Origin of the sequence: Rhizobium sp. P32RR-XVIII, from assembly GCF_012641395.1 — a bacterium.
Classification (GTDB): Bacteria; Pseudomonadota; Alphaproteobacteria; order Rhizobiales; family Rhizobiaceae; genus Rhizobium.
This window is the reverse complement of record NZ_JABAIH010000001.1, coordinates 92,023-108,060: the sequence shown is the minus strand read 5'-3', so window position 1 is coordinate 108,060 and position 16,038 is coordinate 92,023. Positions and strand designations below refer to the sequence as shown.

Annotated in this window: 18 protein-coding genes; 17 read left to right on the top strand and 1 reads right to left on the bottom strand. The window is 61.2% G+C overall.

Annotated elements, in window-relative coordinates:
* Positions 1-20: 20 nt before the first annotated feature.
* The 5 genes from HGP14_RS00530 (at position 21) to HGP14_RS00510 (ending at position 4,820) form a co-directional block, all read left to right on the top strand.
* Positions 21-401, top strand: coding sequence for a methylglyoxal synthase (locus HGP14_RS00530; RefSeq protein WP_168827903.1), 381 nt, complete (start codon positions 21-23; stop codon positions 399-401).
* Positions 402-415: 14 nt separating this feature from the next.
* On the top strand, positions 416-1,441 hold the full coding sequence (locus HGP14_RS00525) for a glucokinase (RefSeq protein WP_168827902.1): 1,026 nt from the start codon (positions 416-418) through the stop codon (positions 1,439-1,441).
* A 94-nt stretch (positions 1,442-1,535) separates the two neighbouring features.
* Positions 1,536-3,320 (top strand): ABC transporter ATP-binding protein, encoded by a 1,785-nt coding sequence (locus HGP14_RS00520; RefSeq protein ID WP_168827901.1) that lies wholly within the window; start codon positions 1,536-1,538, stop codon positions 3,318-3,320.
* A gap of 18 nt (positions 3,321-3,338) precedes the next feature.
* Positions 3,339-4,163 carry a 4-hydroxy-tetrahydrodipicolinate reductase gene (gene dapB / locus HGP14_RS00515; RefSeq protein ID WP_168827900.1) on the top strand — a complete coding sequence of 275 codons (825 nt, stop codon included), beginning with the start codon at positions 3,339-3,341 and terminating at the stop codon, positions 4,161-4,163.
* Positions 4,164-4,184: 21 nt separating this feature from the next.
* A complete protein-coding gene (locus HGP14_RS00510) occupies positions 4,185-4,820 on the top strand; it encodes a 2,3-bisphosphoglycerate-dependent phosphoglycerate mutase (RefSeq protein ID WP_168827899.1) in 636 nt (211 codons plus the stop codon).
* A 45-nt stretch (positions 4,821-4,865) separates the two neighbouring features.
* On the opposite strand, the gene phnF is transcribed toward HGP14_RS00510, so the two are convergent.
* The gene (gene phnF / locus HGP14_RS00505; protein WP_168827898.1) at positions 4,866-5,597 is read right to left on the bottom strand and encodes a phosphonate metabolism transcriptional regulator PhnF; all 732 of its coding nucleotides are present in this window, start codon (positions 5,595-5,597) and stop codon (positions 4,866-4,868) included.
* 98 nt (positions 5,598-5,695) lie between these two features.
* On the opposite strand from phnF, the gene phnG reads away from it, so the two are divergent.
* The 12 genes from phnG (at position 5,696) to HGP14_RS00445 (ending at position 16,034) form a co-directional block, all read left to right on the top strand.
* A complete protein-coding gene (gene phnG, locus HGP14_RS00500) occupies positions 5,696-6,163 on the top strand; it encodes a phosphonate C-P lyase system protein PhnG (protein ID WP_168827897.1) in 468 nt (155 codons plus the stop codon).
* The gene (gene phnH, locus HGP14_RS00495; protein WP_168827896.1) at positions 6,163-6,771 is read left to right on the top strand and encodes a phosphonate C-P lyase system protein PhnH; all 609 of its coding nucleotides are present in this window, start codon (positions 6,163-6,165) and stop codon (positions 6,769-6,771) included. The genes phnG and phnH overlap by 1 nt, the downstream gene beginning before the upstream one ends.
* A gap of 4 nt (positions 6,772-6,775) precedes the next feature.
* Positions 6,776-7,882, top strand: a complete 1,107-nt coding sequence (locus tag HGP14_RS00490) for a carbon-phosphorus lyase complex subunit PhnI (protein WP_168827895.1) — start codon at positions 6,776-6,778, stop codon at positions 7,880-7,882.
* Positions 7,879-8,757: an alpha-D-ribose 1-methylphosphonate 5-phosphate C-P-lyase PhnJ gene (locus tag HGP14_RS00485; RefSeq protein WP_168827894.1), complete on the top strand. Its 879-nt coding sequence runs from the start codon at positions 7,879-7,881 to the stop codon at positions 8,755-8,757. Before HGP14_RS00490 ends, HGP14_RS00485 begins: the two co-directional genes overlap by 4 nt.
* A complete protein-coding gene (phnK, locus tag HGP14_RS00480; RefSeq protein ID WP_168827893.1) occupies positions 8,754-9,530 on the top strand; it encodes a phosphonate C-P lyase system protein PhnK in 777 nt (258 codons plus the stop codon). The genes HGP14_RS00485 and phnK overlap by 4 nt, the downstream gene beginning before the upstream one ends.
* 12 nt (positions 9,531-9,542) lie before the next feature.
* Positions 9,543-10,253 (top strand): phosphonate C-P lyase system protein PhnL, encoded by a 711-nt coding sequence (gene phnL / locus HGP14_RS00475; RefSeq protein ID WP_168827892.1) that lies wholly within the window; start codon positions 9,543-9,545, stop codon positions 10,251-10,253.
* Positions 10,250-10,867, top strand: a complete 618-nt coding sequence (locus HGP14_RS00470; protein WP_168827891.1) for a DapH/DapD/GlmU-related protein — start codon at positions 10,250-10,252, stop codon at positions 10,865-10,867. The genes phnL and HGP14_RS00470 overlap by 4 nt, the downstream gene beginning before the upstream one ends.
* A 110-nt stretch (positions 10,868-10,977) precedes the next feature.
* Positions 10,978-11,823 (top strand): phosphonate ABC transporter ATP-binding protein, encoded by an 846-nt coding sequence (gene phnC, locus HGP14_RS00465; RefSeq protein WP_205926986.1) that lies wholly within the window; start codon positions 10,978-10,980, stop codon positions 11,821-11,823.
* A gap of 90 nt (positions 11,824-11,913) precedes the next feature.
* Positions 11,914-12,819 (top strand): phosphonate ABC transporter substrate-binding protein, encoded by a 906-nt coding sequence (gene phnD, locus HGP14_RS00460; protein WP_168827889.1) that lies wholly within the window; start codon positions 11,914-11,916, stop codon positions 12,817-12,819.
* A 68-nt stretch (positions 12,820-12,887) separates the two neighbouring features.
* Entirely contained in the window at positions 12,888-13,859 is a 972-nt protein-coding gene (phnE, locus tag HGP14_RS00455; RefSeq protein ID WP_168827888.1) for a phosphonate ABC transporter, permease protein PhnE, read from the top strand.
* Between the two features lie 7 nt (positions 13,860-13,866).
* The gene (gene phnE, locus HGP14_RS00450; protein ID WP_168827887.1) at positions 13,867-15,207 is read left to right on the top strand and encodes a phosphonate ABC transporter, permease protein PhnE; all 1,341 of its coding nucleotides are present in this window, start codon (positions 13,867-13,869) and stop codon (positions 15,205-15,207) included.
* Positions 15,208-15,338: 131 nt separating this feature from the next.
* Positions 15,339-16,034 carry a DUF1045 domain-containing protein gene (locus HGP14_RS00445; RefSeq protein WP_168827886.1) on the top strand — a complete coding sequence of 232 codons (696 nt, stop codon included), beginning with the start codon at positions 15,339-15,341 and terminating at the stop codon, positions 16,032-16,034.
* The last annotated feature ends 4 nt before the right edge of the window (positions 16,035-16,038 follow it).

Below are 16,038 nucleotides of genomic sequence, written 5' to 3'. Positions count from 1 at the left end.
TAGGATGGAGGTCCTTTTTCATGGCCGGCGGCAAATGCCTCGCATTGATTGCGCATGACCAGAAGAAGAACGATATGGCGGACTTTGCCCGTCGCAACAGAGACCTGCTTTCCAAGTGGAAGATAGTGGCAACCGGAACAACCGGCGGCCGCGTTCTCGACGCCGCTCCCGATCTCGACGTCACGCGCCTGAAGAGCGGGCCGCTCGGCGGCGATCAGCAGATCGGCGCGCTGATTTCCACCGGTGAAGTCAGCGCGCTTATTTTCCTTGTCGATCCGTTGACGCCGATGCCGCATGATGTCGATGTGAAAGCATTGATGCGGCTTGCGATCGTCTACGACATCCCAATGGCCCTGAACCACGCGACCGCCGAAAAGCTCATCGCGACGCTGCACGCCTAAATACGGAACCGGCTATGTCCATGCTCAACACCAGTGATGCTCACCTGCCCTTTCCGATCCTCATCGGTGATATCGGTGGAACGAATGCACGCTTCTCCATTCTCCCGGATGCGTCGGCAGAGGCCATCAATTTCCCGAATGTCAGAACAGCCGACTTCACGACGATCGACGAAGCGATCCGCAACGGCGTTCTGGCTAAGACGGACATGCGGCCCCGCGCTGCAATCCTTGCCGTTGCCGGACCGATCAATGGCGATGAAATTCCGCTGACCAACTGCGACTGGGTCGTCCGTCCGCATACGATGATCGAAGTTCTCGGCATCGAGGATGTGCTTGTCATCAACGACTTCGAAGCTCAGGCGCTGGCGATTTCCTCGCTCGGCGATGGCGAGCGCGAACTGATCGGCTCAGCATCGAAGGAGATTGTCGCTTCCCGCGTCGTGCTCGGTCCTGGAACGGGCCTTGGCGTCGGTGGGCTTGTACACGTGCAGGGCGGGTGGATCCCGGTGCCGGGCGAAGGCGGCCATGTCGATCTCGGACCGCGCTCTAAGCGCGATCTGGAAATCTTTCCCTATGTCGAAACGATCGAGGGCCGTGTTTCGGCCGAGCAGATCCTTTCCGGGCGCGGGATCGTTCATCTCTACCGGGCAATCTGCAAGGCGGACGGCATCGATCCCAAGTACAGCGACCCTGCCGACATCACCTCTCATGCGCTTGCCGGATCCGATGCGACGGCGGTGGAGACCATCTCGCTTTTTTCGACATATCTTGGCAGACTTGCCGGCGACCTGGCGATGATCTTCATGACTAAGGGCGGCGTCTATCTTTCCGGCGGCATCTCGCAGAAGATCCTTCCGGCGTTGCGACAGCCGGAATTCCGTGCTGCGTTCGAGGACAAAGCGCCGCATTCGCATTGGCTGAAGGCGATTCCGACCTATGTCGTGACCCATCCGCTGGCGGCTCTTGCAGGCCTGTCCTTCTATGCCCGCGAGCCGGCCCGTTTCGGGCTCTCGACCGAGGGGCGCCGCTGGCGCAGCTAATGCCCTGCTAGCCAAACGGGCGGTAACTCTTTATAGAGCCGCCCCAAGTGCGAGGCTTTGCGGCCGCGCACGTCCGAGACGGGAAGCAGTATTTTTGGAATCCGCGAACAAAAAAAGCGCTGTCGGTAGCGATAGTGTGACGGGCGTCCTGAAACGCATTATCGCCGAAAATGGCCGCGATCATATCGGCGGCTATGTTTTTGCGATCAGCTGTCTCGTCGTTGTCGCCCTGACGACGGCGTTCACCGCGTGGATCATGAAGGTGATCATCGACGAGGCTTTCGCCAATCGCCGCGCCGATATGATCTGGATCATCTGTCTTTCGATCTTCCTGGCATTCGTTCTGCGCGGCTTTGCGAGCTACGGCCAGGCCGTGGCGCTTTCGCGGATCGGCAACAATATCGTCGCGCGCTATCAGCGGCGCCTTTACGCTCACCTGATGACACTTTCGGTCGGCTTCTACAACGAAGCTCGCTCCGCGCACATTGCCGCTCGAGTAAGCCAGAATGTCGGCGGCATCCGCGATGTCATGAATATGGTGATCACATCGGCCGCGCGTGACTTGCTTACCTTCATCTCGTTGATCGGCGTGATGGTCTTTCAGGATCCGTTGCTCAGCCTCGCCGTCTTCATCCTGGCTCCGCCGCTTCTTTATGGACTGCGATATCTGTCCAAGCGCCTGCGTCAAGCCACCAAGGAAGCCATCTATCTGAGCAGCCATGTCCTAGGCGCGATGCAAGAGACCATCCAGGGTATCGCCATCGTCAAGGCCTTCACCATGGAAAGCGAACTGCAGCGCAAGCTCAACAAGCTGGTCGCGGCCGCGGAAGCCCGCACAAACCGGATCGCGCGCCTTTCGGAACGCAACGCGCCGATGACGGAAACCTTTGCGGGCTTTGCAGTTGCAAGCGTTCTCGCCTACGCCGCTTACCGTTCGATCTATCACAACGTGCCGCCGGGCGCGTTCTTCTCGTTCGTGACCGCTTTGCTGCTCGCCTACGACCCTGCCCGGCGCCTTGCAAGACTGCAGATCCAGCTCGAGCGCGCCGCCGTCAATGCCCGCATGGTCTACGAGTTGCTCGACATGGAGCCGCGTCAGCGCGATCTGCCTGACGCCAAGCCCCTGCCGGTAACGGATGCCCGCATCGAATTCCGCGACGTGTCGTTCGCCTATGGTGTCGATCCGATCCTCAGCAATGTGAGTTTTGTTGCGGAAGGCGGCAAGACGACGGCGCTTGTCGGCCCATCCGGCGCCGGCAAATCGACTGTCATCAGTCTCATTCCGCGCTTCTTCGATCCGAAGAGCGGACAGATCTTCGTCGACGGTCAGGATATCGCCCACGTCACCAAGCAGTCGCTTCGCGAGCAGCTGGCCTACGTGTCGCAGCAGCCATACCTCTTTGAAGGCACGATCCGCGAGAACATCCGCTACGGGCGCCCGGAGGCCTCCGATGCCGAGGTGGAGGAAGCTGCGCGGCTCGCCTATGCCCACGAGTTTATCCTCGCGCAACCCAATGGCTACGACACGCCAGTCGGCGAAAACGGTGTGACACTTTCGGGCGGCCAACGTCAGCGCCTGTCGATCGCCCGCGCGTTGGTACGAAATGCGCCAATCCTGCTTCTCGACGAGGCCACGTCGGCGCTCGACACGGAATCCGAGGCAGCGGTGCAGAAGGCGCTCGATGAAGCGATGACCGGCCGCACTGTTGTCGTCATCGCACACCGGCTGTCGACCGTGGTGCGCGCCGACAAGATCGTCGTCATGCAGCAGGGCCGTGTCGTCGAAGAAGGCAATCACGAGACGCTTGCGAAGCTCAGCGACGGCCTTTACGCTCGACTCAACAATCTTCAGAGGCCTGCCGCCTCGGATTCTCTTTGATACGGATAGTGAACCGACATGAGCGATGCTGCGATGAAACTGGTGGTGGTTGGCGCAGCAGGGCGCATGGGACAGACGCTGATCCGCCTGATCGACTCGATTGACGGCGTCACGCTGCATGCGGCGATCGAGCGGAAGGGTTCGCCTTTCGTCGGCCGGGATGCTGGAGAGCTTGCTGGTCTCGGCCAAAATGGCGTCATCATCGGCGACGATCCGCTCGCGGCGTTCCTGCATGCCGAAGGCGTACTCGACTTCACTTCACCTGGCGCCAGTGTTGAGTTTGCGGGCCTTGCCGCCCAGGCGCGCATCGTCCATGTCGTCGGCACGACCGGCTGCTCGGAGGCCGACGATGCCAAGATTGAGGCTGCGGCGCGCCATGCGCGCATCGTCAAGTCCGGCAATATGAGCCTTGGCGTGAACCTTCTCAGCGTTTTGGTGGAGCAGGCCGCGCAGGCACTGGAGCCCGCCGGGTGGGACATAGAAATCCTCGAGATGCATCACAAGCGCAAGGTCGACGCGCCGTCGGGCACCGCATTGCTTCTGGGTGAGGCTGCGGCCAAGGGCCGCAACATTGATCTCACCACACAGTCCGTCCGTGTCCGCGATGGACATACCGGCCCACGCGAAGCCGGCACGATCGGCTTTGCGACGCTTCGCGGCGGCTCGGTCATCGGCGAGCATTCGGTTCTCTTCGCCGGTGAAGGCGAGATCGTTTCGATGTCGCACAGTGCTGCCGATCGTTCCATTTTCGCACGCGGCGCCCTCAGGGCGGCGCTCTGGGCGCGCGACAAGAAACCTGGTTTTTATTCCATGCTCGACGTTCTCGGGCTCTCCCAACACTGACCTTATACGGAGACATATTTGATGAGCGGAACCCTCGTCCTCGTTCGCCACGGCCAGAGCGACTGGAATCTCAAGAATCTCTTCACTGGCTGGAAGGATCCGGACCTTACCGAACTCGGCATCGAAGAGGCCAAAACGGGCGGCCAGGCGCTCGCCGACTACGGCATCAAGTTCGACATCGCCTTCACCTCCGTGCTGGTGCGCGCCCAACACACGCTGAAGCTCATCCTCGACAAGGTCGGTCAGCCGGGCCTTGAGACGATCCGCGACCAGGCCCTGAACGAACGCGATTACGGCGATCTCTCCGGCCTCAATAAGGACGATGCGCGCGCCAAGTGGGGCGAGGAGCAGGTGCATATCTGGCGCCGCTCCTACGACATTCAGCCTCCGGGCGGAGAGAGCCTGCGTGATACCGGCGCCCGCGTCTGGCCCTACTACCTCACGGAAATTCTTCCGCGCGTTCTCCGCGGTGAGAAGGTGCTTGTTGCCGCGCACGGCAACTCGCTGCGCTCGCTGGTCATGGTGCTTGATCGCCTCAACCGTGAGGAGGTTCTTTCGCTGAACCTCGCGACGGGCGTACCTATGGTCTACAAACTGAAGGCCGACTCGACCGTCGCTTCCAAGGAAGTGCTCGGCGACATGTCGAACGCGCACTGATTGCTCACGCACTCGTGTTGAAGGCCGGGCTTGTGCCCGGCCTTTTCAGTTTTCAATGGTGAACTGCACCCTGTCGGCGGAAAACCGGCTGATCGCATATTGAACGGGTATGCCTTCGAGGTCGGTATTCATCGCCTTGGTGATCAGCACGATCGCACCGGGCGTCAGCTCGAGCGCCGCAATGTCGGCGTCGTCGGCATGGGAGGCCGTGATCTCGGTCGTTGCGCGCACATAGTCGGCCAGCCCAAGCTCGGCGAAGGCCTTCGTGATCGACTCGGTCCTCTTGTAGGCATCCGGCAGGCCGGCAAATCGCCGAGCCGGAAACCACGCCGTCGCGCATGAAACCGGGCGACCGTCCGCCTTGCGGACGGTTTCCATGCGGATCACGGGCTCGCCCTCGCGAAGCTTCAACCAGCGCGCCACCTCCGCGTCGGCCTTCTCCTCGGAATGGGAAAGCAGCAATCCGCGCATTTCGCGTGCCTGCTCGCCGATGCCGGTGGTGAACCGCGTGCGTCGTGTGATCGGAAAGTTCAGCCGTTCCTTGCGCTCGATCAGCGTGCCGCGCCCCTGCACGGCGCGCACGATGCCTTCCTGTGCGAGGGCCGCCAGCGCACTGCGCACCGTGTGCCGGTTGACGCCGAACTGGAGCGCCAGAACCGTTTCCGGCGGCACCATGCCGGTTTCGTCGTAAGCGCCGGCGCTAATCGCCTGGCGGATGCGATCCGCGATCTGGCGCCAGAGCGCCACCCCAGTTTGCCTTTGTACTTGCCCAGCCATTTTGCCCCTTGATGTCACACGCTTGTCACGTCGGCGATTTAAGCGTAACCATATCTTGTATAGTTGTCTATATCAATAGACATTTAAAGGATGTGGCGATGACCTTAGCGGAGAAGAATGAAGCGGCGATAGGCGGGCGCAAGCGCGTCGCCGACCTGCTCGCGCGTGCTGAACGAAACGAGCTCGTCGAGGCTTTTGCGGCACTCGCGGAAAAACCGGCAGTGCAGACGGTGCGCGGGCCGGAAACCGGCCTCGTCATGGTGCGCGGCCGGATCGGCGGCGGCGGAGCGCCGTTCAATCTCGGCGAAATGACGGTAACGCGCGCGACGATCCGGCTCGGCTCCGGCGCCATCGGTCATGCGCAGGCGCTCGGAACGGATCGCGAGAAGGCACGGCTTGCCGCCATCTTTGACGCCCTCTGGCAGGAGCCGGCCACACAGCGCTTCGTCGAGCAGACGCTGCTTCAGCCCATCGCCGCCCGCGTCGCGGACGCCGATCGCCGCAAGGCCGACGAGACGGCGGCGACGCGGGTCGATTTCTTCACCATGGTGCGGGGAGACAACTGATGAGCCTCAAGACAGAAGCGCTAACCGGCGGTTTTGCCGAACCGGTCTTCCACGCTCAGAGCGTCTTCAAGATCCTGATGGACGGCATGGCGCGCCCCGGCACGATACAGACCGTTGCGCCTGAAGTGGCGCCGCCTGCGCAGCTCGGCATTGCCGCTGGCGCAATTGCGCTGACGCTCTGCGATCACGATACCCCGGTCTGGCTTTCCTCTGGGCTCGCAAAATCCGCCATGCCCGAATGGCTCGGCTTTCATACAGGTGCACCCGTCGTGCCGGAAAAGGCCGACGCCCGCTTCGCCTTCATCGAAGGCGGCGTGACGTTTTCGTCTTTTGGGCTGTTTGCCCTTGGTACCCAGGAATACCCCGATCGTTCGACGACGCTGGTCATCGAACTTGCGGGACTCGAGGGCGGCCGCCGATTGGCGCTGACGGGTCCCGGCATTCAGAGCGTGACGGAAATTGCGCCGGCGGGACTGCCCGAGACCTTCCTGCGCCTCTGGGCCGACAACCGCGCGCTCTTCCCACGCGGCATCGACCTCGTGCTGACAGCCGGCAGCCGTTTCCTGTGCCTGCCGCGGACCACCAAGATTATCGCAACGGAGATGTGACCCCATGTATGTTGCCGTTAAAGGGGGCGAGGCCGCCATTGAAAACGCCCATCGCCTGCTTGCCGACCGCCGCCGCGGCGACCGCTCGCTGCCGGCGATCGGGATCGACCAGATCGTCGCGCAACTGGCACTTGCCGTTGACCGGGTCATGGCGGAAGCCTCTCTCTACGACCGTACCCTCGCCGCACTCGCTGTCCGCCAGTCCCGAGGCGACATGATCGAGGCGATCTTCCTGCTCCGCGCCTACCGCACGACGCTGCCGCGCTTCGGTTATTCGAAGCCGCTCGACACGGCCGCAATGAAGATCGAGCGGCGCGTCTCGGCGACCTACAAGGATTTGCCGGGAGGGCAGCTTCTCGGCCCCACCTTCGACTATACCCATCGGTTGCTTGATCCTTCGCTGCTCGCCGACGAGGCGGTCGAAGAGCCTGTGCAGCGTCCCGCCGAAGCCGGCCGTGTCATCCGCGTTTCGGAGATCCTTGGCCAGGAAGGCCTGATCGAGGGCGATGGCGATTTGCCGGAGGATCACGAGATCGGCGATCTTACCCGCGAGCCGATGGAATTCCCGATGACCCGCGACCTGCGTCTTCAGGCGCTCGCGCGCGGCGACGAGGGCTTCCTGCTGGCGCTCGGCTATTCCACGCAGCGCGGCTACGGCCGCAATCATCCCTTCACCGGTGAAATCCGCATCGGCGAAGTCGAAGTCGAATTCGAGGTGCCGGAGCTTGGCTTTGCCGTGTCGCTCGGCGTGATCCAGGTAACGGAATGCCAGATGGTCAACCAGTTCAAGGGTTCGGCCAAGGCACCGCCGCAATTTACGCGCGGCTATGGTCTCGTCTTCGGTCAGAGCGAGCGGAAGGCAATGTCGATGTCGCTGGTGGACCGTGCCCTTCGGGCCGAAGAGCTCGGCGAAGACATCACGGCCCCGGCACAGGACGAGGAATTCGTCATTTCCCACTCCGACAACGTCCAGGCGACCGGCTTCGTCGAGCATCTGAAACTACCGCACTACGTGGACTTCCAGGCCGAGCTCGACCTTGTCCGCCGCATGCGCCGCGAATTCGAAGCCGCTCACCATGGTGGCGATGACATCAAGGAAGCCGCCGAATGACCGATCTCGCCAGCTACAACTTCGCCTATCTCGACGAACAGACCAAGCGGATGATCCGCCGCGCCATCCTGAAGGCGATCGCGATTCCCGGATATCAAGTGCCCTTCGCCTCGCGCGAAATGCCCATGCCCTACGGCTGGGGTACCGGGGGCGTGCAGGTCACGGCTTCGATCATCGGACCGGACGACGTTCTCAAGGTGATCGACCAGGGTGCCGATGACACGACGAACGCGGTCTCGATCCGCGCCTTCTTCCAGAAGGTCGCGAACGTCGCGGTAACGACGCATACCAAGGATGCGACGATCATCCAGACGCGCCACCGCATTCCGGAAGAAAAGCTCGGTGCCGGCCAGGTTCTGGTCTATCAGGTGCCGATCCCGGAGCCGCTCCGCTTCCTCGAGCCGCGCGAGACCGAAACGCGCAAGATGCACGCGCTGGAAGAATACGGCCTGATGCATGTGAAGCTCTATGAGGATATCGCCCATAACGGCCGTATCTCCAAGACCTACGCCTATCCGGTCAAGGTTGCCGGCCGCTACGTCATGGATCCTTCGCCGACGCCGAAGTTCGACAATCCGAAAATGCATATGTCGGATGCACTGCAGCTCTTCGGCGCCGGTCGCGAGAAGCGCATCTATGCCGTACCGCCCTATACCGAAGTCGTCAGCCTCGATTTCGAAGACTACCCCTTCGACATCCAGCGCTTCGGCAAGCCCTGCGCGCTTTGCGGCGCGGAGGATGTCTACCTTGACGAGGTGATCCTCGACGACAAGGGCGGACGCATGTTCGTCTGCTCCGATACCGACCATTGCGAAGACCGCCGCGAGCATGGACATGCCGGCGAGATGCTTGCGCCGAAGGAGGCTGCGGAATGACTGACACCCCTCTCCTCAAGGTCCACGACGTTTCGAAGTTCTATGGCAGCCGTATCGGCTGCCGGAATGTCTCCTTCGAGCTCTGGCCCGGCGAAGTGCTCGCCATCGTCGGCGAATCCGGTTCCGGCAAGACGACGCTGCTCAACTGCATCTCGACCCGCCTGATGCCGACGACCGGCAGCGTCGAATATCACATGCGTGATGGAGACTATCGCGATCTCTACCACATGAGCGAGGCCGAGCGGCGCTTCCTGATGCGTACCGATTGGGGTTTCGTGCATCAGAATCCGGCCGACGGCCTGCGCATGACGGTGTCGGCCGGCGCCAATGTCGGCGAACGGTTGATGGCGGTCGGCGACCGGCATTACGGCAAGATCCGCTCGACGGCGATCGATTGGCTGGAACGCGTCGAAATCGATGCCGGGCGCATCGACGACCAGCCCCGCGCCTTCTCCGGCGGCATGCGCCAGCGCCTTCAGATCGCCCGCAATCTCGTCACCGGCCCGCGTCTCGTCTTCATGGACGAACCGACCGGTGGCCTCGATGTCTCGGTTCAGGCGCGACTGCTCGATCTCGTTCGCGGTCTCGTCAACGATCTCGGTCTCTCGGCGATCATCGTCACGCATGACCTCGCCGTCGCGCGTCTCCTGTCCCACCGGATGATGGTGATGAAGGACGGTTATGTGATCGAGCAGGGTCTGACCGATCGCGTGCTTGACGATCCGCGCGAGCCCTACACTCAGCTTCTCGTTTCTTCGATCCTTCAGGTCTGAAAGGCAACAATCATGGCAACGCCCCTCGTCGTTTCCGAAGTCTCGAAGAGCTTCACCATGCATCTGCGCGACGGCATCAAACTGCCTGTCGTTTCCGATGTCGCCTTTTCCGTCGCCTCCGGCGAATGCGTCGTTCTCGGCGGTCCCTCGGGGATCGGCAAGAGTTCGCTACTCAAGATGATCTACGGCAACTACGCCGTCGATACCGGCCAGATCCTCGTCAATCATAAGGGCCGTATCGTTGATCTCGCGGCCGCCGATCCACGCACCGTTATCGATGTCCGCCGCCATACGCTCGGATATGTCAGCCAGTTCCTGCGCACCGTGCCGCGCGTTGCGGCAATCGATGTCGTTGCCGAACCGCTGCTTGCTCGCGGAGAGAATGCGGCTTCCGCCCGGCAAAAGGCAGCAGCCCTGCTTGAAAAGCTGAATCTTCCCGAAGCGCTCTGGCAACTGCCGCCTGCGACCTTCTCGGGCGGCGAACAGCAGCGGGTCAATATCGCCCGCGGCTTCATTACCGATCATTCGATCCTGCTTCTGGATGAGCCGACCGCTTCGCTCGATGCGAAGAACCGCGCCGTCGTCGTCGGCATGATCAAAGAGAAAAAAGAAGCGGGCGTTGCTCTGCTCGGCATCTTCCATGACGAGGAAGTGCGCGAGGCTGTCGCCGACCGCATTCTCGACGTCCAGCAGTTCTCACCGCGAAAGGCAATTGCAGCATGAGCCGGAAGCTTGGCGAAAAGCCCTATATTCATGAGACGGCATCTGTCCGCGATACCACGCTTGGCCGTTTCACGGAAATTTCCGAGCGTTGCCGGATCAGCGAAGTCGAATTCGGCGATTATTCCTACATCATGCAGGATGGCTCGATCTGGTGCGCGACGATCGGCAAGTTCGTGAACATTGCCGCTGCAGTTCGCATCAATGCCACCAATCATCCGACCTGGCGGGCGACGCTGCACCATTTCACCTATCGCGCTGCCGACTACTGGCCGGACGCCGACATGGACACCGATTTCTTCGCATGGCGGCGCTCAAACCGGGTGGTTATCGGCCATGACGTCTGGATTGGCCATGGGGTCACGATCCTGCCTGGCGTCACTGTCGGCAACGGCGCAGTGATCGGCGCAGGTGCGGTCGTCTCCAAGGATGTTGCACCCTATTCGATCGTCGGCGGCGTCCCTGCAAAGCTCATTCGCGAGCGCTTTCCCAAGGAAATCGGCGAGCGGATGGACAGGCTTGCCTGGTGGGATTGGGAGCATTCGAAGCTGCGCACCGTGCTCGATGACTTCCGGACGCTTTCGGCCGAGGATTTCCTTAGCCGGCACAGCAACTGAAACCTTCCGATCAAGCCAATTGTGACAGCAGTTACATAAAAGTGACATTGGAGCTTCATGAAGCCGGACTAATGCACTGGCGCACTGGTTTAAACGCGAGGAAGAGCATGATGTTCGAGCTGAAGGATGTCACCCGCCGCTTTGGTAACAAGACTGCTGTCGACTCCGTGACACTGGCAATTCCTCAGGGGCAGATGGTCGGCGTCATCGGACGCTCGGGCGCCGGCAAATCTACCCTCCTGCGTATGATCAACCGCCTGCAGCAGCCGACATCCGGCTCCATTCACTTCGCCGGTGTCGAGGTTTCTGCTCTTCGCGGGCAGGCTTTGCGCCACTGGCAGCGCGACTGCGCGATGATCTTCCAGCAGTTCAATCTGGTTCCGCGCCTCGACGTTCTTACCAACGTCATGCTCGGCCGCCTCAATCATCGCCCGACGATGCTGAGCCTCTTGAATATCTTCAGCCGCGAGGAGCGCATTCACGCGATTGCCGCCCTGGAACGCCTTGGGATCGAGCAGACCGCGCTGCAGACGGCCGGGACGCTCTCCGGTGGCCAGCAGCAGCGCGTAGCGATCGCACGCGCCTTGATGCAGAACCCAAAGATGGTGCTCGCCGACGAGCCGATCGCCTCCCTTGATCCGCTGAACGCCAAGATCGTCATGGATGCGCTGCGCGACATCAACGAGCGCGAAGGCATCACCGTCGTCACCAACCTGCATACGCTCGATACGGCGCGCAACTACTGCGAGCGCATCGTCGGCATGGCGGCCGGGCGCGTCGTTTTCGACGGCAAGCCTTCGGAGCTGACGGCGGCTGCCGTCAAAGAAATCTACGGCACCGACAAGGACGGCGCCGGCATCGATGAAACCATGACCTCGACATCGATCAATATTCCCGCGGCTGCCGCGGCTCAAGCATCCGCCGGCCTGCAACCGCTGGCGCTGGCCGGTCTCTGAACGGGACGGCCGCGATCGAGCGCCCGCGTCAAGGGCACACTTCTTCGTAACAGCAAGACGACCGGAATACCGGTCAATCAGGAGAGACCAATGTTGAAGAAAGCACTCTTTGCCGCCACGGCGCTTCTGGCGCTTGCCGGCTCTGCCGCTGCTGCGGACCTCAAGGAATTCCGCGTCGGCATTCTCGGCGGGGAAAACGAAACCGATCGCCTGCGCAACTATGCCTGCCTTGCCGATCACCTGAAGCAGGAATTCGGCTTCGAGAAGGTGTCGCTGTTCCCGGCCGCCGACTATGACGGCGTCATCCAGGGCCTGCTCGGCGGCACGCTCGACTTCGCCGAACTCGGCGCTTCCGGCTATGCGGCCGTCGCCATTAAGGACCCGAACGCCGTTACCCCGATCCTGACCACCCAGCAGGCTGACGGTTCGACCGGCTACTACTCGATCGGTCTCGCCCTGAAGTCCTCCGGCATCAAGACCATCCAGGACGCCAAGGGCAAGAAGCTTGGCTACGCCGATCCGGACTCCACCTCGGGTTACCTCGTTCCGCTGACGCAGATCCCGAAGACCACGGGCGAGCCGAACGACAAGTTCTTCGCCTCCACGCAGTTCAACGGCGGTCACGAAAACAATCTGCTCGCCGCTTATGACGGCAAGGTCGACGTTGCGGTCGATGACTCCTCGGGCCTCGGCGACTTCATGGACGGCTACACCTCCGGCACGTTCCGCAAGGAAGTCGACAAGGGCGCTGTCGACCCGAACAAGCTGGTTGAAGTATGGCGTTCGCCGCTGATCCCGAACGGCCCACTCGTCGTTCGCAACGCTCTCGGCGCTGAATGGCAGACCAAGCTCACGGACTTCTTCCTGAAGCTTCCGGAAAAGGATGCCAAGTGCTTCTCCGCTCTCGAAGGCGGCGACTTCAAGGGTTATTCCAAGGTTACTCCGGACTTCTATAACGCTGTTATCGACGTTCGTAAGGCTGCCATCGGCGGCTGATCGACCAGTATGAACGCGGGGCGGCCAGTCGTGGCCGCCCTTTTTCTTGCGAGCGAGCGGAAGATGCCATGACCTTTGCCGATCCCCATTCCGACATGCGAGGCGCTCAACCAAGCGCCAAGGACATCGGCGACGCCTGGAGCAAGATGGTGGCGCGCCGCCGTCTCTACACGGGTCTCGGCCTGCTCGTTCTGTTCGTCGCCTTCGTGGCCTCCGTCCGCTTTGCCGACGAGAGCAATGCCGGGCATTTCTTCGAGCGCCTACCGCATCTCTTCGACTTCCTGAACTGGCTGATCCCGAAGGACTGGGACGATGTCTGGCGTGCGCTTTTCGATATTGCGAGCCCCAACGACAAGGGTGGCGAGGAATTCAACTTCGCCAAAGGTCGTGTCTATGTCTGGGGCGACTTCTATATTCCCGAATACTTCGAGCTGATGATCACCACGATCAACGTCGCTCTCGTTTCCACGCTGATCGGATTCATTTTCGCCACGCCGCTTAGCTTCATCGCCGCACGCAACATGACGCCCTCCTGGCTGCCGCGCATCGCGACCAAGCGCGTCATGGAATTCCTGCGCGCCTTTCCGGAAATCGTCATCGCCGGTCTTTTCGCGGCAATCCTTTCGATCGGTTCGATCTCGGCCATCATTGCGGTCAGCCTGCACACGATCGGTGCGCTCGGAAAACTCTTCTACGAAGTCGTCGAGAACATCGACATGAAGCCGGACGAAGGCATGAAGGCGGTAGGCGCCAACTGGTTCGAGCGCGTGCGCTTCGGTGCCATGCCCCAGGTCATGCCGAACTTCGCCTCCTATGCGCTGCTGCGCCTCGAGATCAATGTGCGCGCCTCGACGATCATCGGCGCCGTTGGCGGCGGTGGTATCGGCGAGGAGCTGAAACTCTCGATCTCGCGCGGTTTCGGCGCAAAGACCGTCGCTCTCGTTCTGCTGCTCTTCGTGACCATCGTCGCCGTCGACCAGTTCTCCGCCTGGCTCCGCCGCCGTCTCGTCGGCGAGCATGCTTTCCTCCTGCAACATTGAGGCTGCCATGACGGTGATCGACGCAAACCGTATGCACGAGATCGAAACGCGGTATCCGGAGTATCTCCATCGCTCCTTCCGGCAACGTTTCGGCGGCTTGATGCTTTTCATCGGAGCACTGCTCTACAGTATCTATGCGGTCTGGTTCTTTGACCTGCCGAAGATGATCGCCGAAGCGCATTGGGAGCGTGTCGGGATCTACCTCAGCCAGTGGGTGAGCTACGATGTTCAGCCGGAATTCCGCATTTCCGGCGACAAGATCACCATCAAATACCCGCGCTTCTCGCCGCTTGGCGACGATCCGCATCCCGATTGGGTCGTGAACAATCCAGACGGCAGCCTTACCGTTTCTGTCAGCGGCACCAATCGTACGGTCACGATCTCCAAGACCCAGACGATCATCGCGGCACACGGGATCACCGTTCCGGTCGACTTTACCGGTGGTGCTCTGAAGGTCGAAGGAGAGATCCCGTCATGGATGACGGTCTATGATGACAACGTGCTTGCAGACCTGGGGTTTGCCGGTGATGTCAGCATCTCGGCGGACCGCGTGAAGGTTCGCAAACGCTTCCTCGGTTGGGCGAACTTTGTGTTCGACACCCACTCACCCTTCTTCGACAAGCCGGCGAGCGAGGTGATCAGCCTCATCGTTTCCGGTCCGCGGATCGATCCCGACCAGTCCAACCTGTCACTCGCCTTCGACAACATCTGGAACAACAGTGCATGGCAGCACGGCGACGTCTGGACCAAGCTCTTCCAGACCATCGTCATGGCGTTTCTGGGCACCCTGCTTGGTGCTGTAGCAGCCTTCCCGCTTGCCTTCCTCGCAGCACGCAACATCACGCCAAGCCGCGCGCTCAATCAGGTTCTGAAGCGCTTCTTCGACTTCCTGCGCTCGGTCGACATGTTGATCTGGGCGCTCTTCCTGACCCGTGCCTTTGGTCCCGGGCCACTTGCCGGCAGTGGTGCGATCTTCCTCACGGAGACCGGCACGCTCGGCAAGCTCTACTCCGAAGGCCTCGAAAACATCGACAACAAGCCGCGCGAAGGCGTGCGCTCGACCGGGGCCTCCACTGTGCTGGAGCACCGCTACGGCGTTGTCCCGCAGATCATCCCTGTCATCGTCAGCCAGACGCTCTACCAGTGGGAATCGAATGTGCGTGGCGCGACGATCATTGGCGCAGTCGGCGCCGGTGGCATCGGTCTCAAGCTCTGGGAAGCGATGCGCACCAACGCCAACTGGGAAAACGTCGCCTACATGGTCATCCTCATCCTGATCGTCATCTTCCTGTTCGATGGCGCTTCGAATGCACTCCGCCACCGTCTGATGGGCACGAAGACGCCTTAAAAAAGATGTTGCCGCCACCGCGCCATCATCATTCTGTCATGGAAATCTTTTAGCCGGGAACCTGCTTGCGGGGCGCTGCCAAATCGCTGACATTGCGGCTCCCGACTTGAACATATTTTCAGGACAAGACCTTGCGTTACGCACTCTATTTCACGCCGCCGAAGGACGATCCCCTGACCGGTGCGGCTTCGATCTGGCTCGGTCGCGATGCATTTACCGGCCAAACTTATCCGGCTTCTGAAGAAGAAGGGATGCCAGCCGCAGAACAGTTCGAGCTGACGGCGGACCCGCGCCGCTACGGCTTTCATGCGACGATCAAGGCCCCTTTTGCACTTGCCTCGTCGGTGACCGAAAAAGATTTCATGGCTGTCGTCGAAGATTTCGCCGCCCGCACGCCGGCGTTTGAAATTCCTGAACTCGTCCTCGGTCAGCTCGGCCGGTTCTTTGCGCTCGTCCCGGGTTATCTGCATACGCCGCTTCAGGATTTCGCTGCAAGCGTGGTAAAATCGTTCGAGCCGTTTCGAGCATCCCTTTCCGAAGCCGACATTGCCAGGAGGAATCCGGAAAAGTTGACGGAAAGCCAGCGCGCCAACCTCATGCGGTGGGGTTATCCCTATGTTATGGAGGACTTCGGTTTCCACATGACGCTGACGGGGCAGGTACCGGAAGAGCGCTCGACGCTGATGAGATCGATCCTGGAAAGACGTTTTGCCGCCTTCACGGGCCGGCCGCTTTCCATTTCCAGCCTTACGGTCTTCACCGAGGAAGAGCGGGGCGGGCCGTTTGAAATTCATTCCTGGCTGCCGCTTGCCGGCGCCGAACGTTGAAAGT